The organism is Nonomuraea rubra (genome assembly GCF_014207985.1).
Lineage (GTDB): Bacteria > Actinomycetota > Actinomycetes > Streptosporangiales > Streptosporangiaceae > Nonomuraea > Nonomuraea rubra.
The window spans coordinates 4,074,554-4,097,530 of the sequence record NZ_JACHMI010000001.1 but is presented as its reverse complement, the minus strand read 5'-3'; the positions used below and the strand labels follow the sequence as shown (position 1 = coordinate 4,097,530).

21 protein-coding genes and 1 pseudogene are annotated in these 22,977 nt (G+C 71.0%); 7 read left to right on the top strand and 15 right to left on the bottom strand.

Going from position 1 to position 22,977, the window contains the following annotated elements; genetic code table 11:
- Positions 1-131: 131 nt before the first annotated feature.
- A complete protein-coding gene (locus HD593_RS18730; protein ID WP_185103367.1) occupies positions 132-719 on the top strand; it encodes an RICIN domain-containing protein in 588 nt (195 codons plus the stop codon).
- A complete protein-coding gene (locus HD593_RS18725; RefSeq protein WP_185103366.1) occupies positions 716-2,008 on the top strand; it encodes a glycosyltransferase in 1,293 nt (430 codons plus the stop codon). The genes HD593_RS18730 and HD593_RS18725 overlap by 4 nt, the downstream gene beginning before the upstream one ends.
- 23 nt (positions 2,009-2,031) lie before the next feature.
- Here HD593_RS18725 and HD593_RS18720 read toward each other — a convergent pair whose 3' ends face one another.
- Positions 2,032-2,805: a hypothetical protein gene (locus HD593_RS18720; protein ID WP_185103365.1), complete on the bottom strand. Its 774-nt coding sequence runs from the start codon at positions 2,803-2,805 to the stop codon at positions 2,032-2,034.
- A 73-nt stretch (positions 2,806-2,878) separates the two neighbouring features.
- Here HD593_RS18720 and HD593_RS61475 point away from each other — a divergent pair.
- A pseudogene (locus tag HD593_RS61475) lies at positions 2,879-3,448 on the top strand (Clp protease N-terminal domain-containing protein); the annotation flags it as partial.
- A gap of 75 nt (positions 3,449-3,523) precedes the next feature.
- Here the strand turns inward: HD593_RS61475 and HD593_RS18710 are convergent.
- Positions 3,524-4,549: a GNAT family N-acetyltransferase gene (locus HD593_RS18710; RefSeq protein ID WP_185103363.1), complete on the bottom strand. Its 1,026-nt coding sequence runs from the start codon at positions 4,547-4,549 to the stop codon at positions 3,524-3,526.
- 108 nt (positions 4,550-4,657) lie between these two features.
- Between HD593_RS18710 and HD593_RS18705 the strand changes: the two genes are divergently transcribed.
- Together HD593_RS18705 and HD593_RS18700 are read left to right on the top strand one after the other, a co-directional pair.
- Positions 4,658-6,034: an NAD(P)/FAD-dependent oxidoreductase gene (locus tag HD593_RS18705; RefSeq protein ID WP_185103362.1), complete on the top strand. Its 1,377-nt coding sequence runs from the start codon at positions 4,658-4,660 to the stop codon at positions 6,032-6,034.
- A gap of 14 nt (positions 6,035-6,048) precedes the next feature.
- On the top strand, positions 6,049-7,650 hold the full coding sequence (locus tag HD593_RS18700; protein ID WP_185103361.1) for an amidohydrolase: 1,602 nt from the start codon (positions 6,049-6,051) through the stop codon (positions 7,648-7,650).
- A 57-nt stretch (positions 7,651-7,707) separates the two neighbouring features.
- Here the strand turns inward: HD593_RS18700 and HD593_RS18695 are convergent, their stop codons facing one another.
- The 5 genes from HD593_RS18695 to gap all read right to left on the bottom strand — a co-directional run bounded on the left by HD593_RS18695 (position 7,708) and on the right by gap (position 11,458).
- Entirely contained in the window at positions 7,708-8,052 is a 345-nt protein-coding gene (locus HD593_RS18695) for an RNA polymerase-binding protein RbpA (RefSeq protein ID WP_185103360.1), read from the bottom strand.
- A 74-nt stretch (positions 8,053-8,126) separates the two neighbouring features.
- Entirely contained in the window at positions 8,127-8,357 is a 231-nt protein-coding gene (gene secG, locus HD593_RS18690) for a preprotein translocase subunit SecG (RefSeq protein ID WP_185103359.1), read from the bottom strand.
- Positions 8,358-8,456: 99 nt separating this feature from the next.
- Positions 8,457-9,239 carry a triose-phosphate isomerase gene (gene tpiA, locus HD593_RS18685; protein WP_185103358.1) on the bottom strand — a complete coding sequence of 261 codons (783 nt, stop codon included), beginning with the start codon at positions 9,237-9,239 and terminating at the stop codon, positions 8,457-8,459.
- The gene (locus tag HD593_RS18680; protein WP_281402465.1) at positions 9,240-10,427 is read right to left on the bottom strand and encodes a phosphoglycerate kinase; all 1,188 of its coding nucleotides are present in this window, start codon (positions 10,425-10,427) and stop codon (positions 9,240-9,242) included.
- 26 nt (positions 10,428-10,453) lie between these two features.
- The gene (gene gap, locus HD593_RS18675; protein WP_185103356.1) at positions 10,454-11,458 is read right to left on the bottom strand and encodes a type I glyceraldehyde-3-phosphate dehydrogenase; all 1,005 of its coding nucleotides are present in this window, start codon (positions 11,456-11,458) and stop codon (positions 10,454-10,456) included.
- A gap of 184 nt (positions 11,459-11,642) precedes the next feature.
- On the opposite strand from gap, the gene HD593_RS18670 reads away from it, so the two are divergent.
- The gene (locus HD593_RS18670; protein WP_185103355.1) at positions 11,643-12,308 is read left to right on the top strand and encodes a hypothetical protein; all 666 of its coding nucleotides are present in this window, start codon (positions 11,643-11,645) and stop codon (positions 12,306-12,308) included.
- Positions 12,309-12,515: 207 nt separating this feature from the next.
- Here the strand turns inward: HD593_RS18670 and whiA are convergent, their stop codons facing one another.
- The 7 genes from whiA to HD593_RS18635 all read right to left on the bottom strand — a co-directional run bounded on the left by whiA (position 12,516) and on the right by HD593_RS18635 (position 18,994).
- Positions 12,516-13,496 (bottom strand): DNA-binding protein WhiA, encoded by a 981-nt coding sequence (gene whiA / locus HD593_RS18665; protein WP_185103354.1) that lies wholly within the window; start codon positions 13,494-13,496, stop codon positions 12,516-12,518.
- Positions 13,497-13,567: 71 nt separating this feature from the next.
- The gene (locus tag HD593_RS18660) at positions 13,568-14,482 is read right to left on the bottom strand and encodes a gluconeogenesis factor YvcK family protein (protein WP_185111952.1); all 915 of its coding nucleotides are present in this window, start codon (positions 14,480-14,482) and stop codon (positions 13,568-13,570) included.
- Between the two features lie 104 nt (positions 14,483-14,586).
- The gene (gene rapZ, locus HD593_RS18655; RefSeq protein WP_185103353.1) at positions 14,587-15,453 is read right to left on the bottom strand and encodes an RNase adapter RapZ; all 867 of its coding nucleotides are present in this window, start codon (positions 15,451-15,453) and stop codon (positions 14,587-14,589) included.
- 49 nt (positions 15,454-15,502) lie between these two features.
- Positions 15,503-17,407: an excinuclease ABC subunit UvrC gene (gene uvrC / locus HD593_RS18650; RefSeq protein ID WP_185111951.1), complete on the bottom strand. Its 1,905-nt coding sequence runs from the start codon at positions 17,405-17,407 to the stop codon at positions 15,503-15,505.
- Between the two features lie 99 nt (positions 17,408-17,506).
- The gene (locus HD593_RS18645) at positions 17,507-17,986 is read right to left on the bottom strand and encodes a Rieske (2Fe-2S) protein (RefSeq protein ID WP_185103352.1); all 480 of its coding nucleotides are present in this window, start codon (positions 17,984-17,986) and stop codon (positions 17,507-17,509) included.
- Between the two features lie 46 nt (positions 17,987-18,032).
- Positions 18,033-18,485, bottom strand: a complete 453-nt coding sequence (locus HD593_RS18640; RefSeq protein ID WP_185103351.1) for a Rieske (2Fe-2S) protein — start codon at positions 18,483-18,485, stop codon at positions 18,033-18,035.
- Between the two features lie 104 nt (positions 18,486-18,589).
- Positions 18,590-18,994, bottom strand: a complete 405-nt coding sequence (locus HD593_RS18635; protein ID WP_246546631.1) for a Rieske (2Fe-2S) protein — start codon at positions 18,992-18,994, stop codon at positions 18,590-18,592.
- 453 nt (positions 18,995-19,447) lie between these two features.
- Here HD593_RS18635 and HD593_RS18630 point away from each other — a divergent pair, with 453 nt between their 5' ends.
- Complete coding sequence (locus HD593_RS18630) at positions 19,448-19,993, top strand: DUF2306 domain-containing protein (protein WP_221524822.1); 546 nt, start codon at positions 19,448-19,450, stop codon at positions 19,991-19,993.
- 50 nt (positions 19,994-20,043) lie between these two features.
- Here the strand turns inward: HD593_RS18630 and uvrA are convergent, their stop codons facing one another.
- Positions 20,044-22,884 carry an excinuclease ABC subunit UvrA gene (gene uvrA / locus HD593_RS18625; protein WP_185103350.1) on the bottom strand — a complete coding sequence of 947 codons (2,841 nt, stop codon included), beginning with the start codon at positions 22,882-22,884 and terminating at the stop codon, positions 20,044-20,046.
- Positions 22,885-22,977: the final 93 nt, after the last annotated feature.

Sequence of the window (22,977 nt, the reverse complement as noted above, 5' to 3'; positions counted from 1 at the left end):
GACACACCCCGAAAGCCGGGCGTGTACATCCGGGTAATTCACATGGCCGCAGTTAGCATGACTCCGCGATATTCCGCGATGTTCACGTCGCCGGGCGTCAAACCGGCTATTCATCACGAAAAGGACCCACCATGAGGTTGTGCACCACCCTTCGCACCACCGCTCGCGCCGCCGCGAGCTGCGCAGTCACGGCGATCGCCCTCACCGCGCTCTCCGCCCCGTCCGCCGTCGCGGACACCGGCCCGCCGCACGGCGGCGGCCACGGCGGCGGCCACGACGGCGGCCACGACGGCGGCATCGTGGAGATCCAGACCCACGCCGACAAGTGCTTCGACGTCGCCGGCATCAGCGCGGAGGACCGGGCCCCGATCATCCAGTTCGGCTGCGACGAGGAGGTCCACCAGCGCTTCAAGATCCGCCGCCTGCCGGACGGCTCGGTGGCGATCCAGACGTTCAGCGGCAAGTGCCTCGACATCCTGCACGGCAGCCCCGACGACGGCGCGCCGCTCGTCCAGTTCCGCTGCCACCTCAACCCCAACCAGCGCTTCCGCTTCGCGCCCGCCAGCCGCGGCCGGGTGGAGATCCGTACCCTCGCCGGCAAGTGCCTGGACGTGCGCGGAGGCAGCCTGGACGACGGCACGCCGATCGTCCAGTTCCGCTGCCACGGCGGCGCGAACCAGCGCTTCCACCTGGCGTCCGAGCCGTGGTCCGGCATGTGAGCACCACGCAGGCCCGCCGGCGGCCGCAGGCGCTCGATCGTACGCCTGCGGCCGCGCCGGCCGGCGTGGACATCGTCATCCCCGTGCTCAACGAGGAGCGCGCGCTGCCGGGCTGCGTCCGGACGCTGGCCGCCTACCTCCGCGGTTTCCCGCTGCCGTGGCGCATCACGATCGTCGACAACGGCAGCACCGACGGCACCTGGCGGGTCGCCGCCGCGCTGGCCGGCGAGCTGGAGCCGGTGCACGCCCGCCGGCTCGACATCAGGGGCCGGGGCGCGGCGCTGCGGGCCGCCTGGCAGGACAGCCCCGCCGACATCGTCGCGTACATGGACGTGGACCTGTCCACCGACCTCGACGCCCTGTTCCCGCTGGTGGCCTCGGTGGCCAGCGGCCATTCCGAGATCGCCATCGGCACCCGGCTCGCGCCCGGCGCGCGCACCCGCCGCTCGCTGCGCCGCGAGGTGGTGTCGCGCGGATACAACGCCCTGCTCAGGCACGGTTTCGGGGTCCGGTTCAGCGACGCGCAGTGCGGGTTCAAGGCGGCCAGGGCGGACGTGGTCAGGCCGCTGCTGCGCAAGGTCGAGGACGACGCGTGGTTCTTCGACACCGAGCTGCTGCTGCTGGCCGAGCACAACGGGCTGCGCGTGCACGAGGTTCCGGTCGACTGGATCGAGGACACCGACTCGCGGGTGCGCGTCGTCAGGACCGCCATCGACGATCTGAAGGGGCTGGCCAGGGTCGCCTGGTCGATCTCCAGGGGGCGGGCCGGGGTGGAGGTGGCGCGGCCCGAGCCGACGCCCACGCATCCCGACGCGATGACCGCCCGGCCTCGCGAGGCCACGTTCCTGTCGTTCGCCGTGGTCAGCGCGGTCTCCTGCGCGCTGTACGCGCTGGTCTACCTCGCCCTGCGCGATACCTGGTCCGCCGCCGCCACGAACCTCGGCGCCGTCGCCCTGACCTTCCTGGTGAGCGGCGCCGTCCCGCGCCGGTGGACGGTCGCCCGGCTCAGGCGCGCCGCCGTGCGCGTGCGCTCCGCGGCACGCTTCTCCATGGTGTACGCCCTCACCACCGCCGCCGCGCTGGCCGTGCCGCCGGCGGCGGGACGGGCGGCGGAGGTGGGCGCGGTGCTCGCCGCGTACGGCCCGCTCGCGCTGTCCCGCTGGATCGCCGGCAGCAGAAGGACCCGGCACCGGTCATGGACGCGCCGCCGCCGCAAGGCCCACCGCAAGGCCCACCGCCTGGCCCGCCGGCACGTGGCCCGCCGCCACCGCTTCCGCTCTCCCGTCTAGCGCTCCCCCCGTCTAGCGCACGTCTAGCGCTCCAGGCGCTGCCGGGCGTGGCGTTCCTCGCGCTGGGTCACCTCCAGCCGCTGGCGGGCCTCCTCCAGCTTCTTGCGGGCCTTGCCCAGCTTCTTCTCCAGCGCCGCGACCTTCTCCGCCCGCTCGTCGTGCTCCGTGCGGGCGGCCTCCAGCTCCCGCAGCCACTCCTGGTGCGCAGCCTCCGCCTCCTGGCGTTCGCGGGCCTTCCTGACCTCGGCCTCCTCGCGGGCGCGCGCCTGCGCCGCCTCGTCCTCGGCCTTCTCCTCGGCGCCGCGCTTCCTCCGGGAGACCGGCGCGCGCGGGATGGGCGCGGGCGCGAACCCGCTGTACTGCAGCGGCTTGACCAGGCGCCCCTGGCGCACCTCCGCGGCGGCCCCGGCGTCCACCAGCGCGGCGTCCAGCGTCTGGTCCACCTCGGTGCCGGCCGCCGCCGACAGGTCGCCCCGCTGCCTGGCGAGCCGTCCCACCCTGGCGGCGACCTCACCCCTCCGCTGGGCCAGCTCCGCCAGCGCGTCGGCGTCCTGCTCCTGCCAGGCCGCCCGCAGCCGCTCCCCCACGTCGAGGAGCTCGCCCAGCTCGGCGGGATGTTCGCGGGCGAGCCGGTTCACCGCCCAGGCGGACACCGTCGGCCTGCGCAGCCGCGCGATCTCGCGTGAGAGCCGTACGTCGCCCGCGTCCTTGGCCGCACGGGCCTCGGCCGTGCGTGCGGCGGTGAACTCGGACGGCGGCAGTGCGTAGAGCCGGTCCGCCACCTCGTCAAGATCCACACAGGACAAATACCCCACATGCCCGCTTTCCTAGCGCATAGTGGAGGCAGCCCCAGCCGAACGGAGGCATCCGGTGTTCGAACGCTTCACCGACCGTGCGCGCAGGGTCGTCGTCCTCGCCCAGGAGGAGGCGCGGATGATGAGCCACAACTACATCGGCACGGAACACATATTGCTCGGGCTCATCCACGAGGGCGAGGGTCTCGCCGCGCTGGTGCTCGACAGCTGCGGCGTGGAGCTCGACCACGTACGCGCCTTCGTCGAGCGCGAGGTGGGCCGCGACACGGCAGCGCCCGGCGGCACGCGCCAGTCCTCCGGCAAGGCGTCGGCGGGGCACATCCCGTTCACGCCGCGTGCCAAGAAGGTCCTGGAGCTGTCGCTGCGCGAGGCGCTGCAGCTGCGGCACAACTACATCGGCACCGAGCACATCCTGCTCGGGCTGATCAGGGAGGGCGAGGGCCTGGCCGCCCAGGCGCTGGTGGACGCGGGGGCGGACCTGCCCGACGTGCGCCAGCGCGTGCTGGACCGCGTGGGCCGCGGCTCCAAGGAGCGCCCGTCCGAGATGTTCTTCGCCGGCGGCTCCGTGCTGAGCGAGCGGCTCACCCAGATCCAGGAGAGCCTGGACCGCATCGAGCGCCACCTGGGCATCGAGCGCGAGCAGCCGCCCGGCGGCAAGGCCGATGCGGGCCAGGGCGAGGGCGAGGGCAGGGGCGAGGCCCTAGGCTGACACCATCGCGCCGACCGGCAACCGCGCCTCGATCACGCCGGGATCCTCGCTGTAGCCGAGCGTGGCGCCCAGCGAGAGCAGCAGCCGGCGCATGCGCGTGTTGTCGGCCAGCATGGTGGCCCTGACCTCGGCATACCCGAGGTCGCGGGCGGCCCGTACGAGCATCCTGGCCATCGCCGTGCCCAGACCGCGCCCCTGCCAGCGGTCCTCGACCAGGAAGGCCAGCTCGGCCGTGCCGGGGTCGTTGGTGAACATGAGGCTGGCCATGCCCACGACCTGCCCGTCGTGCCCGGCGACCAGCGAGTGCCCCCTGTTCCTGTCGCAGAGCTTGTCGAACATGCGCGGCGGCAGCGCGGGCATCGAGGTGAAGTAGCGGAACCTGCGCGACTCCGGCGAGCATCGGTCGTGCAGGTCGCGCACGGCCTCGCGGTAGATCGAGGTGAGCGGGCGGACGGTGACCTCGACGCCGTCGGCGAGCTTGATCGCCCGCTCGGCGGTGCCGCTCTGCTCGGTGGCGGGCTGGGCGAGCCGGGCGAAGGAGGCCGCCCTGGCCGCCTCGGTCAGCGTGAACGGCAGCTCGGCGCGGCGCAGCCGGACCGCCCGGCGCGGCGCGACCGGCACGACGAGCTGCGTCGGGTCGGGAAGATCACTCACGGCCTCACCATAGACCCAGCGCGCGTCGTCCGCGCGCAGCAGCTCGGCGAGCAGCTCGGGCAGCCGCCACGGCATCGTGCGCAGCCTGGAGGCCAGCAGCAGCGCCCTGGTGGGCTCGTCGGTCAGCTCGTGCGCGGTGGCGGGCACCACCTTGACGTCGCGGCCCCCGGCCGCCTCCAGGGCCTCGCGCACGGTCTCGGGGTGGGCGGGGATGTCGGCGACGAACTCGTCAACGGTTCCGTCGGTGTCGGACTGTACGCTCAGGCCCAGGATGTTGCCGCCCCGGTGGGCCAGGGCCGCCGCCAGGGAGGCCAGCCGGCCGGGTCGCTCGTCCACCGTGGTACGGATGCGCAAGAATCCCATGCACCCGAGCATGCCCGGCCGCTGTTACACGGCCGCTAACGACGTGTTTCATTGCGTATTTCGTCGCAAGATGCGCCGACTTATCCCGATATAGGAGGATATGTCGCCATGAGCGTGCGTGTTCCTTTGTCGTCCGGGTACGTGAACGGCGACGTCTCCTTCTGGTACCGGTCCGCCGGCCTGCCCGCCCCCGGCCCCCGGCTCGACGGCGACCTCCAGGCCGACGTGGCCATCGTCGGCGCCGGCTACACCGGCCTGTGGACCGCGTACTACCTCAAGCGCGCCCGCCCGTCCATGAACGTGGTGCTGCTGGAGCAGGAGTTCGCCGGGTTCGGCGCGTCGGGGCGCAACGGCGGCTGGCTGACCGGCGACCTGGCGGGCTCGCACGAGCGCTACGGCTCGGGGGCACGGCGGCTGCAGCGCGAGATGTACGCCTCGATCGACGAGGTCATCGCGGTCTGCGAGACGGAGTCCATCGACTGCGACCTGGTCAAGGGCGGCGTGCTGAACGTGGCCCGCACCCCGGCCCAGGCCGCCCGGCTGCGCGAGAGTGTGGCCTCGGCCCGCCCGTGGGGCATCGAGGAGGCCGATCTGCGGCTGGTGGACCCCTCTGACCACGTACGCGTCGCCGGAGCCCTGGAGGCGTCCTGGAGCCCCCACTGCGCGCGGATCCAGCCGGCCAAGCTGGCCCAGGGCCTGGCCAGGGCCGTACGCGACCTCGGCGTGCCCATCTACGAGCGCACCCCGGTGACCGAGATCGCCCCGCACCGGGCGGTCACCCCGTACGGCACGGTCTCGGCGGGTCACGTGATCCGCGCGACGGAGGGCTTCACCGCCCGCCTGCCCCACCTGCGCCGGCAGTGGCTCCCGATGAACAGCTCCATGATCGTCACCGAGCCGCTGCCCGCGTCGTTCTGGGACGAGGTCGGCTGGCAGGGCGCCGAGCTGCTCGGGGACCTGGCCCACTACTACATGTACGCCCAGCGCACCGCCGACGATCGCATCGCCTTCGGCGGGCGCGGCCGCCCCTACCTGTACGGCTCGCGCGTGGACGCCCGCGGCCACACCCACGAGTGGACGGTCGAGGCGCTGTGGCGGCTGCTGACCGACTTCTTCCCCGCCGCCCGTTCCTCCTCGATCGCGCACGCGTGGTCAGGCGTGCTCGGCGTGCCGCGCGACTGGTGCTCGACCGTGCACGTGGACCCGGCCACCGGCCTCGGCTGGGCGGGCGGCTACACCGGGCACGGCGTGACCACCACCAACCTGGCCGGTCGCACGCTGCGCGACCTGATACTGGGCGAGGAGACGGAGCTGACGTCGCTGCCGTGGGTGGGCCGCCGGGTGCGCTCCTGGGAGCCGGAGCCGCTGCGGTGGCTGGGCGTGCACACGATGTACCGCCTGTACCGGGTGGCCGACCACCGGGAGCGTACGAGGCCGCGCACCTCGGTGCTGGCCCGCTTCGCCGACCTGATCACGGGACACTAGAAGGGACACCCCCCATGGACATCCTCTTCCGAGGCGGCCGCGTCTTCACCCCGGCGGGCGTGGTGACGCGGGCCGTGCTGGTGCGCGACGGCGTGATCGCCGCCGTGGGCGCGGAGAGCGAGCTGGCGCGGCAGCCGCACGAGACGGTGGATCTGAACGGCGGCCTGCTCGCTCCGGGTTTCATCGACGCGCATATGCATCCCGTTCAGGCCGGGCTCGAACGGGCTAAGTGCGATTTGTCAGAGGTATTCGGCCTTGACGCATACCTGGAAAAGATCGCCGACTATGCCACGAGAAATCTTGATAAAGAGTGGATCGATGGCGGCGGCTGGGACATGTCAGCATTCCCGGGCGGCCTTCCCCACCGCGAACAGCTCGACTTCCTCGACCGTCCCGTCTACCTGATCCAGCGCGACCACCACGCCGCCTGGGTCAACACCGCCGCCCTCGCCAGGGCCGGCATCACCCGCGACACCCCCGACCCGGCCGACGGCCGCATCGAGCGCGACGCCGCCGGCGAGCCCACCGGCGTCCTGCACGAGGGCGCCATGGACCTCGTCGGCCTGCTCACCCCGCGCCCGACCCCCCAGGACCTCCAGGACGCGCTGGCGGACGCGGAGCGGCACCTGTTCTCGCTGGGCATCACGGGCTGGCAGGACGCCATCGTGGGCTCGTACGCGGGCTCCGACGACCAGCTCCCCACCTACGTCGAGGCGGCCCGCTCCGGGCGGCTGCGGGCCCGCGTGGTGGGCGCGCTGTGGTGGGACCGCACGCGGGGCGCCGAGCAGATCGAGGACCTGGTGGCGCGCCGGGCCGCCGCCGAGGAGCTCGGCCGGTTCGCCGCCACCTCGGTCAAGATCATGCAGGACGGCATCACGGAGAACTTCACGGCCGCGACGCTGGAGCCGTACTGCCTGTGCGGGGGCACGGGCCTGTCGTACGTGGACCCGGCCAAGCTCAGGGAGTACGTCGCCGAGCTGGACCGGCACGGCTTCCAGGTGCACTTCCACGCCATCGGCGAGCGCGCCGTGCGCGAGGCGCTCGACAGCCTGGAGGGCACGGACCCCGCCAACCGGCACCACATCGCCCACCTGCAGATCATCGAGCCCTCCGACGTGCCGCGCTTCGCCGCGCTCGGCGTCACGGCCAACCTGCAGCCGCTGTGGGCCACCCACCACGCCCAGATGGACGAGCTGACCCTGCCCTACCTCGGCGAGCCGCGCTCGTCGTGGCAGTACCCGTTCGCGGACCTGCTGGCGCACGGCACCCGGTTCTGCGCGGGCAGCGACTGGCCGGTCTCGAACGCCGACCCGCTGCAGGGCATGCACGTGGCCGTCAACCGCACCGAGCCGGGCAGCTCGGTGCACGCCGGTTACCCGACCGCGCAGACCCCGTTCCTGCCCGGCCAGCGCCTCGACCTGGCCACGGCGATGACCGCGTACACGGCGGGGTCGGCCTGGATCAACCGCTCGCCCGCCGGCGTCATCGAGCCGGGCCGCCCGGCCGACCTGGTGGTGCTCGACCGCGACCCGTTCGAGCTCCCGCGGGAGGACATCTGGACCACGCGGGTCCGGATGACGTTCGTGGACGGCGAAGCGGTCCACGAACAGCCCTGAACCGACGGAAAAGGGGCCCCGGGAGTTAAACCCCGGGGCCCCTTGTCTACGCCTGTACTACCAGGGGGACTTGTTGTTGCGCAGGCGCTCCAGTGCCTCCTCGAGGATCGCCTTGCCGTCCTTGTCGCTCCTGCGCTCCTTCACGTAGGCCAGGTGCGTCTTGTACGGCTCGTTCTTCGGCGGGGCAGGCGGCGCCGACTCGTCCTGTCCGGCAGGGAGGCCGCAACGGGGACAGTCCCACGTCTCCGGGACCGCCGCGTCGCTGGCGAAGCTGGGGCGCGTCTCGTGCATGTTGGCGCACCAGAACGAGACCCGCACTCTCGGAGCCGCCTCGCCGCGCTCGGCCTCCCCCATCGGGCCGGCGCCGACTCGGCTGCCACGGATCGCGTTGCCACTACCCACGGATGAACTCCTCGCTCGATCGCCCCGCGTACAGACACGGGGGGAGAATCACTGTCACGCGTTTAACTTGTTGCTCAGGGCCTCATGAGCAGGCCGAGAGCGATGATGCAGACGAACCAGATCGTGCCCGTGATCACGGTCAGCCGGTCGAGGTTGCGCTCCACCACCGAGGAACCACCGAAGTTCGACGAGAAACCGCCGCCGAACATGTCAGACAGGCCACCACCCTTGCCCTTGTGGAGCAGGACGAGCAGGATCATGAGAAGGCTCGCCAGGATGAGGGCGATGGAGATTCCGAGTTCCACGGTATGCCTGTTCCTTCAATGCTCTGTTACGCGTGACGATTCAGACTTGCCTCTTGAGGGTACGACCTGATGTCAAGTCGCACCCCCAGAACGGCTCAGTTAGCCTGGCATATCGGAGAATCGGCAGATCTTCGCGAACTCGTCGGCGTCGATGCTGGCACCGCCCACGAGGGCGCCATCGACATCCGGCTGAGCCATGATCCCCTTGATATTGCCTGACTTGACCGAGCCACCGTAAAGGATACGGATCCCAGAGGCCACTTCGGTGTCGTAGAGCTCAGCGAGTCTCATTCGCAACGCTCCACAGGCCTCCTGCGCGTCCTCCGGGGTGGCCACCTCGCCGGTGCCGATCGCCCACACCGGCTCGTAGGCCACCACTATCGATTTTGCCTGCTCGGCGCCGATTTTGCGCAGCGCGCCGTCGAGTTGGGCGAGACAGTACGCGATGTGGCCGCCCTCTTGACGCACCGACAGCGGCTCCCCCACGCACAGGATGGGCGTCACCGAGTGCCGGTAGGCGGCCTGGACCTTGGCGTTGACCAGGTCCTCGTCCTCACCGTGGTACTGGCGGCGCTCCGAGTGCCCGATCGTCACGTACGTGCATCCGAGTTTGGCCAGCATGGCGCCCGACACCTCGCCGGTGTAGGCGCCGGCGTCGTACTGGGACAGGTCCTGGGCGCCGTACACGATCCTGAGCTTGTCGCCGTCGACCAGGGTCTGGACGCTGCGCAGGTCGGTGAACGGGGGCAGGACGGCGACCTCGACCTTGTCGAAGTCCTTGTCGTTGAGCGCGAAGGCCAGCTTCTGGACCAGCTTGATGGCCTCGAAGTGGTTGAGGTTCATCTTCCAGTTGCCGGCGATGAGCGGCTTCCGCTGGGTCAACTAGTCCTCCATAGCCGCGAGTCCGGGGAGGGTCTTGCCCTCGAGGTATTCAAGGCTGGCGCCGCCGCCGGTGGAGATGTGCGAAAAGCCGTCCTCGGGCAGGCCCAGCTTGCGTACGGCCGCGGCCGAGTCGCCGCCGCCGACCACGGTGAAGGCGCCGGAGCCGATCAGCGCCTCGGCCACCGCCCTGGTGCCGCCGGAGAACGCGTCGAACTCGAACACGCCCATCGGCCCGTTCCAGAACACCGTGCGGGCGTCGGCCAGCTTCGAGGCGAACAGCTCGCGGGTCTTCGGCCCGATGTCCAGGCCCTCCCGGTCGGCCGGGATGGCCGTGGCCTCGACCACGCCGTGCTCGGCGTCGGCGGCGAAGGTGACCGCCGCGAGCACGTCCACGGGCAGCACCAGCTCCACGCCGCGCCGCTCCGCCTCGTCGAGGAAGCCGCGCACCTGGTCGAGCTGGTCCTCCTGGAGCAGCGACTTACCGACCTCGTGGCCCTGGGCCTTGAGGAAGGTGTACGCCATGCCGCCGCCGATCAGCAGCCTGTCGACCTTGGTCAGCAGGTTGGCGATGACGCCGAGCTTGTCGGAGACCTTGGCGCCGCCGAGCACGACCACGTAGGGCCGCTCGGTGTCCTCGGTCAGCTTCCTCAGCACCTCGACCTCGGCCACGACGAGCCCGCCCGCCGCGTGCGGCAGCAGCCTCGGCACGTCGTACACGCTGGCGTGCTTGCGGTGCACCGCGCCGAAGCCGTCGCCGACGTACAGCTCGGCCAGCCCGGCCAGCTTCGCGGCGAACTCGCCCCGCACGGCGTCGTCCTTGGACTCCTCGCCGGGCTCGTAGCGGAGGTTCTCCAGCAGGGCCACCTGGCCGTCCTGGAGGGCCTGGACCGTGCTCTGGGCGCTGTCGCCGACCACGTCGGTGGCGAAGGCCACGTCCTGGCCCAGCAGCTCGCCCAGGCGGGCCGCCACGGGCCTGAGCGAGTACTTCGGCTCGGCCTTGCCCTTGGGCCGGCCCAGGTGGGCGCAGACGACGACCTGGGCGCCGCGCTCCACCAGGGTCTTGATGGTCGGCACCGACGCGCGGATGCGGCCGTCGTCGGTGATCGTCTCCCCGTCGAGGGGGACGTTGAGGTCGGCGCGCACGAGCACGCGCCGCCCCTTCACGTCGAGATCGTCGAGCGTGCGCATGCTCATGCTCCCGTTCAGCCTTACGCTCAGAGGCCGCGGCCCACGAGCTCGATCAGGTCGGCGAGACGGTTGGAGTAGCCCCACTCGTTGTCGTACCAGCCGACGACCTTGACCTGGTTGCCGATGACCTTGGTGAGGCCGGCGTCGAAGATGCAGGACGCGGGGTCGGTCACGATGTCGGAGGAGACGATCTCGTCCTCGGTGTAGGTGAGGATGCCCTTGAGCGGGCCCTCGGCGGCGGCCTTGAACGCGGCGTTGACCTCTTCGACGGTGACGTCGCGGCCGACCTCGACGGTGAGGTCGGTGGCCGAGCCGGTGGGGATCGGCACGCGCATGGCGAAGCCGTCGAGCTTGCCCTTGAGCTCGGGCAGCACCAGGCCGATGGCCTTGGCGGCGCCGGTGGAGGTGGGCACCACGTTGAGGGCGGCGGCGCGGGCGCGGCGCAGGTCCTTGTGCGGGCCGTCCTGCAGGTTCTGGTCCTGCGTGTAGGCGTGGATGGTGGTCATCAGACCCTTCTCGATGGTGAAGGTGTCATGAAGGACCTTGGCCAGCGGCGCCAGGCAGTTGGTGGTGCAGGAGGCGTTGGAGACGATGGTGTGCTGGGAGGCGTCGTAGGTGCCCTCGTTGACGCCCATGACGACGGTGACGTCCTCGTTCTTCGCCGGGGCGGAGATGATGACCTTCTTGGCGCCGTTGTCGGCGTGCACCTTGGCCTTGGTGGCGTCGGTGAACAGGCCGGTGGACTCCAGCACGACGTCCACGCCGAGCTCGCCCCAGGGCAGCTTGCCCGGGTCGCGCTCCGCGAAGACCTTGATCGCCTTGCCGTCGACGGTGATCTCGTCGCTCGAAGCCTTCACCTCGTACGGCAGGCGGCCCAGAATGCTGTCGTACTTCAGCAGGTGCGCGAGCGTCGCGGTGTCGGTCAGGTCGTTGACCGCGACGATCTCGATGTCCTTGCCGCTGGCGGCGACAGCGCGCCAGAAGTTGCGACCGATGCGGCCGAAGCCGTTGACGCCTACGCGGATGCTCACGGGAACCGATCTCCTCGAACAGATGGCGGGCTGAAACCTCAATCACGAACCTTATCGGACCCAAATTGGTTTAGACCACTGCAGGTCCCGCGCCGTGAATCACCGTTCTGGCGACACGTTTTGCGAGGTTCGAGTAAAGTGCCCGACTCGTCGGAGTAAATTCGTGCATTCTCTGGGGGCTGAGATGTCACATAAGCGGTCCGGCCTGCTCTCGGGGCTCCTCACGGGCCTGCTCGCCGCTCTCGTCTGCGCGGCCGGCCTGGGGGCGGCCATCCTGTTCCAGCAGCGCCTGCCGAGCGCCTTCATGTCGTTCGGCCGCGGGGTGCCCGTCTCGCTCGCGCTGTCGCTGCTGATCGCCGTCGTGGTGGCGCTCGCCATCGGCGCCGTACGCCCGCGCAGCCGCGCCCTGCTCCCCCTCGCCGCCCTGTACGCGGGCGGCGCGGTCGCGGCCGGCCAGATCACCGGCAAGGCCATCATGGACGGCGCCGCCCTGCGCACCCCTGGCCGCTCCGGCGCCGAACTGGCGGACGTCACCCTGGACAACCTCAACGCGGGCCTGGGCGGCGCGCTGTCGCTGTACCAGGGCACGCTGATGCAGACGGAAGCGGCCGGGCGCACGCTGACGCCTACGGGGGCGGCCTGGCTGTACATCGCCGTGGCGGCCTTGGCGGCCTTCGCCCTGGTCGCCCTCCGGGTCGCCCTCGTCCGCCGCGCCCAACGCGCCGACGAGGCGGCACAGGAGGAGGCGACGCAGGAGCCGGAGTACCGCGCCCCGTTCGAGCCCGCCCAGCAGCCCACCCCCAAGCCCTCGGCCGACCTCTTCACCCCCCGCGACCCGGCCAGGGACTGACACCGAGCCGGCCCGTGACCCGGCTGTCCAGGCACTGACACCCGGCGGCCTGGCAGGGCGCGGCACGGGGGCCGGATCACCACGCCCACGGCCCACTGTGCGCGCGTCACGGCGGCCCGCCACCTCCACCGGAGGAGCGTCTCCCTGGACAGGGCCCAGCCACGTGCGGCGGGTGGGCCCTCCTGGGCTTGCCGTAACGGAAAAGAATTACGGCGCAAGCATGTCAACAGTGAGGTTCGCCTCGGTGTTGGGAATGCCCAGGTCGGACGCGCGCTTGTCGGCCATGGCCAGCAGGCGCCGGATGCGGCCCGCGATGGCGTCCTTGGTCAGCGGCGGGTCGGCGATCTGCCCCAGCTCCTCCAGCGACGCCTGCTTGTGCTCCACCCGCAGCCGCCCCGCCACCACCAGGTGCTCCGGCGCCTCCTCGCCCAGGATCTCCAGCGCCCGCTGCACCCGCGCGCCCGCCGCCACCGCGGCCCGCGCCGAGCGCCGCAGGTTGGCGTCGTCGAAGTTGGCCAGCCGGTTCGCGGTGGCGCGCACCTCGCGGCGCATCCGTCGCTCCTCCCAGGCCAGCACGCTGTCGTGCGCGCCGAGCCGGGTGAGCAGCGCGCTGATCGCGTCGCCGTCGCGCACCACGACCCGGTCCACGCCGCGCACCTCGCGCGCCTTGGCGTGGATCTTCAGCCGCCGCGCCGAGCCCACCAGCGCCAGCGCCGCCTCCGGCCCCGGGCAGGTCACCTCCAGCGACATGGACCGCCCCGGCTCCGTCAGCGAGCCGTGCGCCAGGAAGGCTCCGCGCCAGGCCGCCTCCGCGTCGCAGGCGGCCCCCGCCACCACTTGGCGCGGCAGGCCGCGCACCGGGCGGCCGTGGTTGTCGATCAGGCCCGTCTGCCGGGCCAGCGCCTCACCGTCGCGGTAGACGCGCACCACGTAGCGGGAGCCCTTGCGCAGCCCGGCGGGCGCGAGCACCAGCACCTCCGCCTTGTGCCCGAACACCTCGCCGATGTCCTTGATCAGCCGCCGTGCGGTGGCGTTGGTGTCGAGCTCGGCCTCGATCACGATGCGCCCGCCCACCAGGTGGAGGCCGCTGGCGAACCGCAGCAACGTCGAGACCTCCGCCTTCCGGCAGCACGGCTTGAGCACCGGCAGGCGGCTCAGCTCGTCTTTCACCACACCTGTCATCGCCATGCGTTAGTCCTCTCCCCCATTCAGACCGGCTCCTCCGAGTCTCTCGCACCTTCGCGCCACGCCGACCAGGATCAACGCTTCGAGAGGAAAATCTCGTCCAGGACGGAGGCAAGACGTCGTGGGTCATGCCTCGGCGAGCCGTCCGCGGCGGCGACGTCGGCCATGACGAGCCGGGCGCCGAGTGCGGCGGCGGCCTTCTCCAGCGCGTCGGGGTCGTCCACCACCCCGGTGTCGGCGAGCACGACGTCGATCGACAGATCGGGGGCGTGCTGTCGGAGCACCTCCAGGTGTTGCTGGGGGGAGAAGTCGTCGGTCTCACCCGGCTGCGGGGCGAGGTTGAGCGTGACGAGCCGCCTGGCCCTGGTCGCGTGCAGCGCCCTGGCCAGCTCGGGCACCTTGAGATGCGGCAGCACGCTGGTGAACCACGAGCCCGGCCCGAACACGACCCAGTCGGACTCCAGCACCGCCGCGACCGCCTCGGGCCGCGCCGGGGGGTCTTCCGGCACCAGCGAGATGGCCTGCACCCGGCCCGGGGTCAGGGCGCACGCCACCTGCCCGCGTACGGTCGAGATGACGCCGTCGAGCTCCACCTCGGCCACGATGTCGAGCGGCACCGAGGCCATCGGCAGCACGCGGCCGTGCGCGCCCAGCAGCCGCCCGACCCAGTCGAGCCCGGCCACCGGGTCGCCGAGCAGCTCCCACAGCGCGACGATGAGCAGGTTGCCGACGGCGTGCCCGTGCAGCTCGCCCTCGCTGCGGAAGCGGTGCTGGACGACCTCGCTCCAGGTGCTGCCCCACTCGTCGTCGCCGCAGAGCGCGGCCAGCGCCATGCGCAGGTCGCCGGGCGGCAGCACGCCGAGCTCGCGGCGCAGCCGCCCGCTGGACCCGCCGTCGTCGGCGACGGTGACCACGGCGGTCAACCGGTCGGTGACCATCCGTAATGCCGACAGGGACGCGTACAGCCCGTGCCCGCCACCGAGCGCCACGACGGACGGCCCGAACCCGGCGTACTTCGTCTTCCCGGCGGGCGGCTCGTCCGGCGTGCAGCCCTCTACCGGATGCGGCAGAGCAGCCTCGAAGCCTTCATCGGTCACTCCCGCCCCACATCCCGGTGGCTCACCTGAACTTCCATCCCGCGGTCGCGCAGCCGCGCGGCCACCTGCTCGGCCATGGCCACGCTGCGATGCTTGCCGCCCGTGCAGCCGACCGCCAGCGTCGCGTAGCTCTTGCCCTCGCGCGTGTACCCGGCCGCGACCACCTGGAGCACCTCTTCGTAGGCGTCGAGGAACTCCTTGGCCCCCGGCTGCCCGAGCACGTAGTCGCTGACCGCGGGGTCGAGCCCGTTCATCGGCCGCAGCTCGGGCACCCAGTGCGGGTTGGGCAGGAACCGGCAGTCGACCACGAGGTCCGCGTCGACCGGCAGGCCGTACTTGAACCCGAACGACACGACGTTGAGCCGCAGCCCCGGCCGGTCCTCCCCGCCGAAGTAGGCGACGATCTTGTTGCGCAGGTCGTGCACGTTGTGCGTGGAGGTGTCGATCACCAGGTCGGCGTTGGCGCGCACCTCGCGCAGGATCCCCCGCTCGCGGGTGATGCCGTCGACCAGCCTCCCCTCGCCCTGCAGCGGGTGGGGCCTGCGCACGTTCTCGAACCTGCGCACCAGCTCCTCGTCACTGGCCTCCAGGAACACCACCCGCACGCGTACGCCGCGCCCTTCGAGCTCCTCGATGGCGGCGTTGAGATCGGTGGTGAACGCCAGGCTGCGCACGTCGACCACCGCCGCGACCTTGTCGGCGGCCAGCTTGACCTTGCCGGCCTCCTCGGCCATCGCGAACAGCAGCCCCGGCGGCAGGTTGTCGATGACGAACCAGCCCAGGTCTTCAAGGGCCTTGGCCGCGGTGCTGCGCCCGGCCCCGGACATGCCGGTGACGATGACGAACGCGGGCTCGGTGCTCATCGCCCCACCTCATGCTCGGTGCGGACGACACCCTGGCATCCTGGCGAGATCAAGGTGACTCTCCCTTCAGCGTCGACACGATGACCTCGGCGATGGACGGGCCGATGCCGGGAACCTCGCAGATTTCGGCGGCAGTGGCCTCGCGTAGCTTCTTCACGGAGCCGAAGTGTTTGAGCAGCGCCTGCCTGCGCGCCGGCCCGAGGCCGGGCACGCCGTCGAGCGCGCTCTCCTTCACCGTCTTGGACCTCTTGGAACGATGGTAGGTGATGGCGAACCTATGTGCTTCGTCTCTCACCCGTTGCAGGAGGTAGAGACCCTCACTTGAACGAGGCATGATCACCGGCTGATCGTCGCCGGGCAGCCACACCTCCTCCAGCCGCTTGGCCAGCCCGCACACCGACACCTCGTCGATGCCGAGCTCGTCGAGCGCCCGCTGCGCCGCGGCCGCCTGCGGGCCGGCGCCGTCGACCACGACGAGGTTGGGCGGGTAGGCGAACTTGCGCGGCTTGCCCGTCTCGGGGTCGATCGGCCCGTGGCCGTCGTCGTCATCGGCGGCCAGCTCGCCCGTGGCGGAGCGTTCCTCCAGGTAGCGGCGGAACCGGCGCATGATCACCTCGTGGATCGAGGCGACGTCGCCCTCGTTGGTCTTGACGGCGAAGCGGCGGTACTCGCTCTTGCGCGCCAGGCCGTCCTCGAAGACCACCATGGACGCCACGACGTTCTCGCCCTGCAGGTGGGAGACGTCGTAGCACTCGATGCGCAGCGGCGCCTGGTCGAGGGCGAGCGCGTCGGCGATCTCCTGCAACGCCTTGCTGCGGGTGGTCAGGTCGCCGGCACGGCGGATCTTGTGCTGGGCGAGCGACTCCTTGGCGTTGCGCTCGACGGTCTCCATCAGCGAGCGCTTGTCGCCGCGCTGCGGGATCCGCACCTCGACGCGGGCACGGCGCTGCTCCGTGAGCAGCTCGGCGACCGCCTCGTGGTCGGGCGGCAGCGCGGGCACCAGCACCTCGCGGGGCATCGAGTCAGGGCCGGCCTCGGCGTACATCTGCAGCAGGAACTGCTCGACCAGCTCGCCGGGCGAGGTCTCCTCGACCTTGTCCACCACCCAGCCGCGCTGGCCGCGGATGCGGCCGCCGCGCACGTAGAAGACCTGGACGGCGGCCTCGAGCGGGTCCTCGGCCAGCGCGATCACGTCGGCGTCGGTGCCCTCGCCGAGCACCACGGCCTGCTTCTCCAGCGCCCGCTGCAACGCCTGGACGTCGTCGCGCAGCCGGGCCGCCCGCTCGTACTCCTGCTCGCCGGCGGCCTCGCGCATCTCCTTCTCCAGCCGCTTGATGAAGCGGCCGGTGTTGCCCGCCATGAAGTCGCAGAAGTCCTCGGCCAGCGCGCGGTGCTCCTCGGGGGTGACCCGGCCGACGCAGGGCGCCGAGCACTTGTCGATGTAGCCGAGCAGGCAGGGCCGGCCGATCTGCCCGGCCCGCTTGAACACCCCGCTGCTGCACGTGCGCACCGGGAAGACCCGCAGCAGCAGGTCGACCGTCTCGCGGATGGCCCAGGCGTGGGAGTAGGGCCCGAAGTAGCGGGTGCCCTTGCGCTTGGCGCCGCGCATGACCTGCACGCGCGGGAAGTCCTCGCCCATGGTGACCGCGAGGTAGGGGTAGGACTTGTCGTCGCGGTACTTGACGTTGAAGCGGGGGTCGAACTCCTTGATCCAGGAGTATTCGAGCTGCAGTGCCTCCACCTCGGTGCCGACGACCGTCCAGTCGACGTCGGCGGCCGTGGTCAGCATCGTCTGGGTGCGCGGGTGCAGCGCGGAGAAGTCGGCGAAGTAGGAGTTGAGCCGCTGGCGCAGGCTCTTGGCCTTGCCGACGTAGATCACCCGGCCGTGCGCGTCCCTGAACCGATAGACCCCGGGGGATTCGGGGATGGAGCCCGGCTTGGGCCGGAAACTCAAGGTGCTACCCGCTGATCTCGCCACGCATTCAGCCTAGTAGCCCTCACCGACAAGGTCGCCCGCCGTACTCTTCGCGAACGTACGGCGGGCGCACCCGGTCTAGGCCAGCATGATCTGGTCGTTCTCCACCTTGATCTGCTGCGCGGCCAGCGGCTTCTCGGCCGGTCCCGCCGTGACGGAGCCGTCGGTGATGGCGAACTTGCTGTTGTGGCACGGGCACACGATCGCGTCGCCCTCGACGCTGCCGACCGGGCAGCCCTTGTGCGTGCAGAGCGCGCTGAACGCCTTGAACTCGCCGGCCGTCGGCTGGGTCACCACGACCTTCTGATCCTTGAAGATCGCGCCTCCGCCGACGGGGATGTCGGCGGTCTTGGCCAGCGCGCCGCCTGCCTGCGGTGCGCTGGACGCCGGGGTGGACGCCGAAGTGCTCGCGCCCGCCTGCGGCGCGCTCGATTCCGCGGTGGTTCCCGCGGTCGTGGCGGTGTCGGTGCCGCCGCTGCACGCGGTGATCGCAAGCGCCAGGCCACCCGCGCCGACGCTTGCGAACACCGCCCTGCGGCTCTGAAGGTCATCTGCCATGCAGCTCACCCAAGCGAACCAAGGTGAGAAATTCATGAGACCTTTCTCAGGCGAGTCTGATCTTCTCGCCGTCCACCTTGATCTGCTTCTCCTCCAGCGGCTCGGTCGCCGGGCCGTTCGCCACGGAACCGTCCGTGATGCTGAACGCGCTGCCGTGGCAGGGGCAGTTGATGGTGTCGGCGACTTCGTCGACCGTGCATCCCTGATGGGTGCACACGGCGCTGAACGCCTTGAACTCGCCCGCCGTGGGCTGCGTCACCACGATCTTCTGGTTCTTGAAGACCTTGCCACCGCCCTCGGGGATGTCACCGGTGTTCGCCAGCGCCTTGGCCTTGGTCTCGGTCTTCTTCTTGGGTGCCTCGGACGACGGCTCCTCCGCGGGTGGCTCGACCTCCGCTTCCGTGGTCGGCGAGCCGTAGCTCGCGCAGGCCGTCAGAACCGCCGCGAGCCCGGCGCTCCCGGCACCGAGCATCACCGTCCGGCGCGTCGTTTCCGTCATGGTGCGTCCTCCCAGATTGGCTCTCACTTCAGGTACGGCCAGCGCCCTGGCGCCGGTTCAGCGTGCCCGAGGCCAATCCGGTTGGACTACGCACATTTACCTGTTCAGGCCACCACGATCCCGTCGCCCTCGACCCTCACCTGGAACGACACGAGCGGCGCCGTCGCGGGGCCCTTGGTGGCCTGCCCGGTGTCGGCCGCGAACTCGCTGCCGTGGCAGGCGCACCTGATCACGTTGTCCTTGGGGGTGGAGACCTTGCAGCCCTTGTGCGTGCACGACGAGCTGAACGCCTTGAAGACGCCCTGCGTGGGCTGCGTCACCACGACCCTCAGGTCGTCGATCAGCTTGCCGCCGCCCACGGGCACCTCGGCCGTCTTCGCCAGGACCTTGCCCTTGAGGTTCGGCTTGGCCTGCGCGCCCCCGGTCCCGCACGCCGTCAGCGCCAGCCCGCATGCGGCGACGCCGGCCGCGCCCAGCATGTCCCGACGCCCCAGCCCGGTTTCCGACATGGCTCCGCCCCCGATCGTGTGATTCGTACGCAGCCGCACCTCGTGTCGCCTTTTGCCCCCCGTAGGTGCGGCCGTTACCAGGGTATTGACGCGACCCTCCGGTCCGGTCAGCGGGTGGTAGGCCGGTGGTCAGCGGCCGAACCCAGGCTGCGCTCATGACCCACCCGACCGAACTCCCGCCCGTCCCTCCCGCCACCCCGCCGGCCACCCCGCCGGCCACCCCGCCGACCACGCTGCCGACCACGCCGTTGCCCACCCCGTCGGCCACCTCGGCCGCCACTTCGCCCACTACGCCGTTGCCCACCCCGTCGGCCACCTCGCCCGCCGCCTCGCCCGCCACCCCGTCGATCTCCTCGCCCGGCCGTCCTCGCTGGTGGCGGCGGCCGTGGGTGGCGCCGCTGATGGTGGTGGTCGCGGCGTTCCTGGCGTTCTCGCTGCGGGCTGCTGGGCCTGGTGGCAGGGCTGGCGACCCCGTACGGGCCGGTCACGATGGCCGGCGACGTCATGCTGGCACTGCTCTGGCTGGGCTGCACGCTGACCGGATGGCGCATGGCCAGGCAGCGGCGCTTCGCGGACCACCGCCGGTGGATGGTGCGCAGCTTCGCCCTGACGATGTCCATCATCACCAACCGGTTCTACAGCGTGCTGTTCGCGATCCTGCTGGAGCCGCAGCTCGAAACCACCTTCCACGGCGACCTGATGCTGTTCACGAGCACCATCGCCGCCCTGGCGGCCTGGCTCTGCTGGACCCTGCCGCTCCTGGCCGCCGAGTGGTGGCTGGACCACACCGCCGCCACCAAACGCCGCCGCCCCCTCCCCCACGCGCCGCCCCTGATCCACCACCCCACCAGACCACGCCACCGGCCCGCACCACCGCACCGCACCACCGCACCGGGCTCGCGTTGCCGCGCCAACGCCCACCGGGCGCGCCCTCCCGAACCAGACCACCACGGGCGGTGCGGCGACAGCGCGGTACCAGCACCCCCTGCGGCCTCCTAGGCCGTTGACAACGCCCGCCCATCCCCTCGGACGGGCGGGCGCAGGCCGCCTCAGTGGGCCAGGATCTTGCGCAGGAAGCGCCCCGTGTGGCTCTCGTCCACCAGCGCCACCTCCTCCGGCGTGCCACTCGCCACGAGTGTGCCGCCACGGGACCCACCCTCGGGCCCCATGTCGATGATCCAGTCAGCGGTCTTGATCACATCAAGGTTGTGCTCGATGACGATCACCGTGTTCCCACCGTCAACCAGCCGGCCGAGGACCCCGAGCAGCCGCCGGATGTCCTCGAAGTGCAGACCGGTGGTCGGCTCGTCGAGGACGTAGATGGTCCGCCCGGTCTGCCGCCGCTGCAGCTCGGAGGCGAGCTTGACCCGCTGCGCCTCACCACCGGACAGCGTGGTCGCCGGCTGACCCAGCCGCACGTAGCCCAGGCCCACGTCGTTGAGCGTCTGCAGGTGCCGCTTGATCGCGGGGATCGCCTCGAAGAAGCCCAGGGCCTCCTCGATCGGCATGTCGAGCACCTCGGCGATCGTCTTGCCCTTGTAGTGGACCTCCAGCGTCTCCCGGTTGTAGCGGGCGCCGTGGCAGACCTCGCAGGGGACGTAGACGTCGGGCAGGAAGTTCATCTCGATCTTGATGGTGCCGTCGCCGGCGCACGCCTCGCAGCGCCCGCCCTTGACGTTGAAGCTGAAGCGCCCCGGCTGGTAGCCGCGCACCTTCGCCTCGGTCGTGGCCGCGAACAGCTTGCGCACGTGGTCGAAGACCCCGGTGTACGTGGCCGGGTTGGAGCGCGGCGTGCGCCCGATCGGTGACTGGTCCACGTGGACGACCTTGTCCACCTGGTCCATGCCGTTGATCCGGGAGTGCCGCCCCGGCACCGTGCGCGCGCCGTTCAGCTCCTTGGCCAGCGCGTTGTAGAGGATGTCGTTGACCAGCGTCGACTTCCCCGACCCCGACACGCCCGTGACGGCCGTGAACACGCCCAGCGGGAACTCGATGTCCACGCCCTTGAGGTTGTGCTCGCGCGCGCCCTTGACCGTGATCTGCCGCTTCTTGTCGCGCTTGCGGCGCTTGGCGGGGATCGGGATGCTCCTGCGCCCCGACAGGTACGCCCCCGTCATCGACTCCTCGCTGGCGAGGAGGTCCTGGACGGTGCCGGAGACCACGACCTGGCCGCCGTGCTCGCCCGCGCCGGGACCGATGTCGACGACCCAGTCGGCCGCCGCGATCGTGTCCTCGTCGTGCTCGACGACGATGAGCGTGTTGCCCATGTCGCGCAGCCTGATCAGCGTGTCGAGCAGGCGCATGTTGTCACGCTGGTGCAGGCCGATGGACGGCTCGTCCAGCACGTACAGGACACCGACCAGGCCCGAGCCGATCTGCGTGGCCAGCCTGATGCGCTGCGCCTCGCCGCCCGCCAGGGTGGCGGCGGCGCGGTCCATGGTCAGGTAGTCGAGGCCGACGTCGAGCAGGAAGCCCATGCGGGCGTTGATCTCCTTGACCACCCGCTCGGCGATCTGCATGTCGCGGTCGGACAGCTTGAGCGCGGCCAGGAACTTGGCGCACTCGCCGATCGACATGCCCGAGACCTCGGCGATCGACTTGCCCGACACGGTCACCGAGAGGCTGACCGGCTTGAGCCTGGCACCCTTGCAGGCGGGGCACGGGATCTCGCGCATGTAGCCTTCGAAGCGCTCGCGCGCGGCGTCGCTCTCGGCCTCGGCGTGCCGGCGCTGCACCCACGGGATGACGCCGTCGTAGGTGGTGTAGTAGGAGCGCTGGCGGCCGTAACGGTTGCTGTAGCGGACGTGCACCTGCTCGTCGTGGCCGTACAGCAGCGACTTCTGCGCCTTCTTCGGCAGCCGGTCCCACGGCGTCTCGAGCGTGAACCCCATCGCGTGGCCGAGCGCCTCGATCAGCCGGGAGAAGTACTCGCTGGTGTGGCCGCCGGACCACGGGTGGAGCGCGCCCTCGCCCAGCTCGCGCTCGGGGTCGGGGACCACCAGGTCGGGGTCCACCTCCATCTTGGTGCCCAGGCCCGTGCACTCGGGGCAGGCGCCGAAGGGGGAGTTGAAGGAGAACGAGCGCGGCTCCATCTCCTCGAACGACAGGTCGTCGTAGGGGCAGTAGAGGTGCTCGGAGTAGAAGCGCTCGCGGCCCGGGTCGTCCTCGGGCAGGTCGACGAACTCCAGCGTGATCGTGCCGCCGGACAGTTGCAACGCGGTCTCGACCGAGTCGGTGAGCCGGCGCTGCGCCGACTCCTTGACCGACAGGCGGTCGACGATGACCTCGATGTCGTGCTTCTCGTACTTCTTCAGTGTCGGCGGTTCCTCCAGCCGCACCACGGTGCCGTCGACCCTGGCCCTGGCGAAGCCCTTGGTCTGCAGCTCACGGAACAGCTCGCCGTACTCGCCCTTGCGCTGCCTGACGACCGGCGCGAGCACCTGGAAGCGGGTGCCCTCCTCCAGCTCCATCACCCTGTCGACGATCTGCTGCGGCGACTGGCGGGCGATCGGCCGCGCGCACACCGGGCAGTGCGGCTTGCCGATGCGCGCCCACAGCAGCCGCAGGTAGTCGTAGACCTCGGTGATGGTGCCGACGGTCGAGCGGGGGTTCTTGCTGGTGGCCTTCTGGTCGATGGAGACCGCGGGCGACAGGCCCTCGATGAAGTCGACGTCGGGCTTGTCCATCTGCCCGAGGAACTGGCGGGCGTACGCCGACAGGGACTCGACGTAGCGCCGCTGGCCCTCAGCGAAGATCGTGTCGAAGGCCAGGCTCGACTTGCCCGAGCCGGACAGGCCGGTGAAGACGATCAGCGAGTCTCGCGGCAGGTCGAGCGAGACGTCCTTGAGGTTGTGTTCTCGTGCACCACGCACGATGAGGCGGTCTGCCACGGCGATCCCGGAAGTCGAAAGGCGGATAGGTCCACGGGGGATGGTAGACGGCGGCTCCGACAATTTCGGCGGCCCGCTTCGCGACCCCCGAAA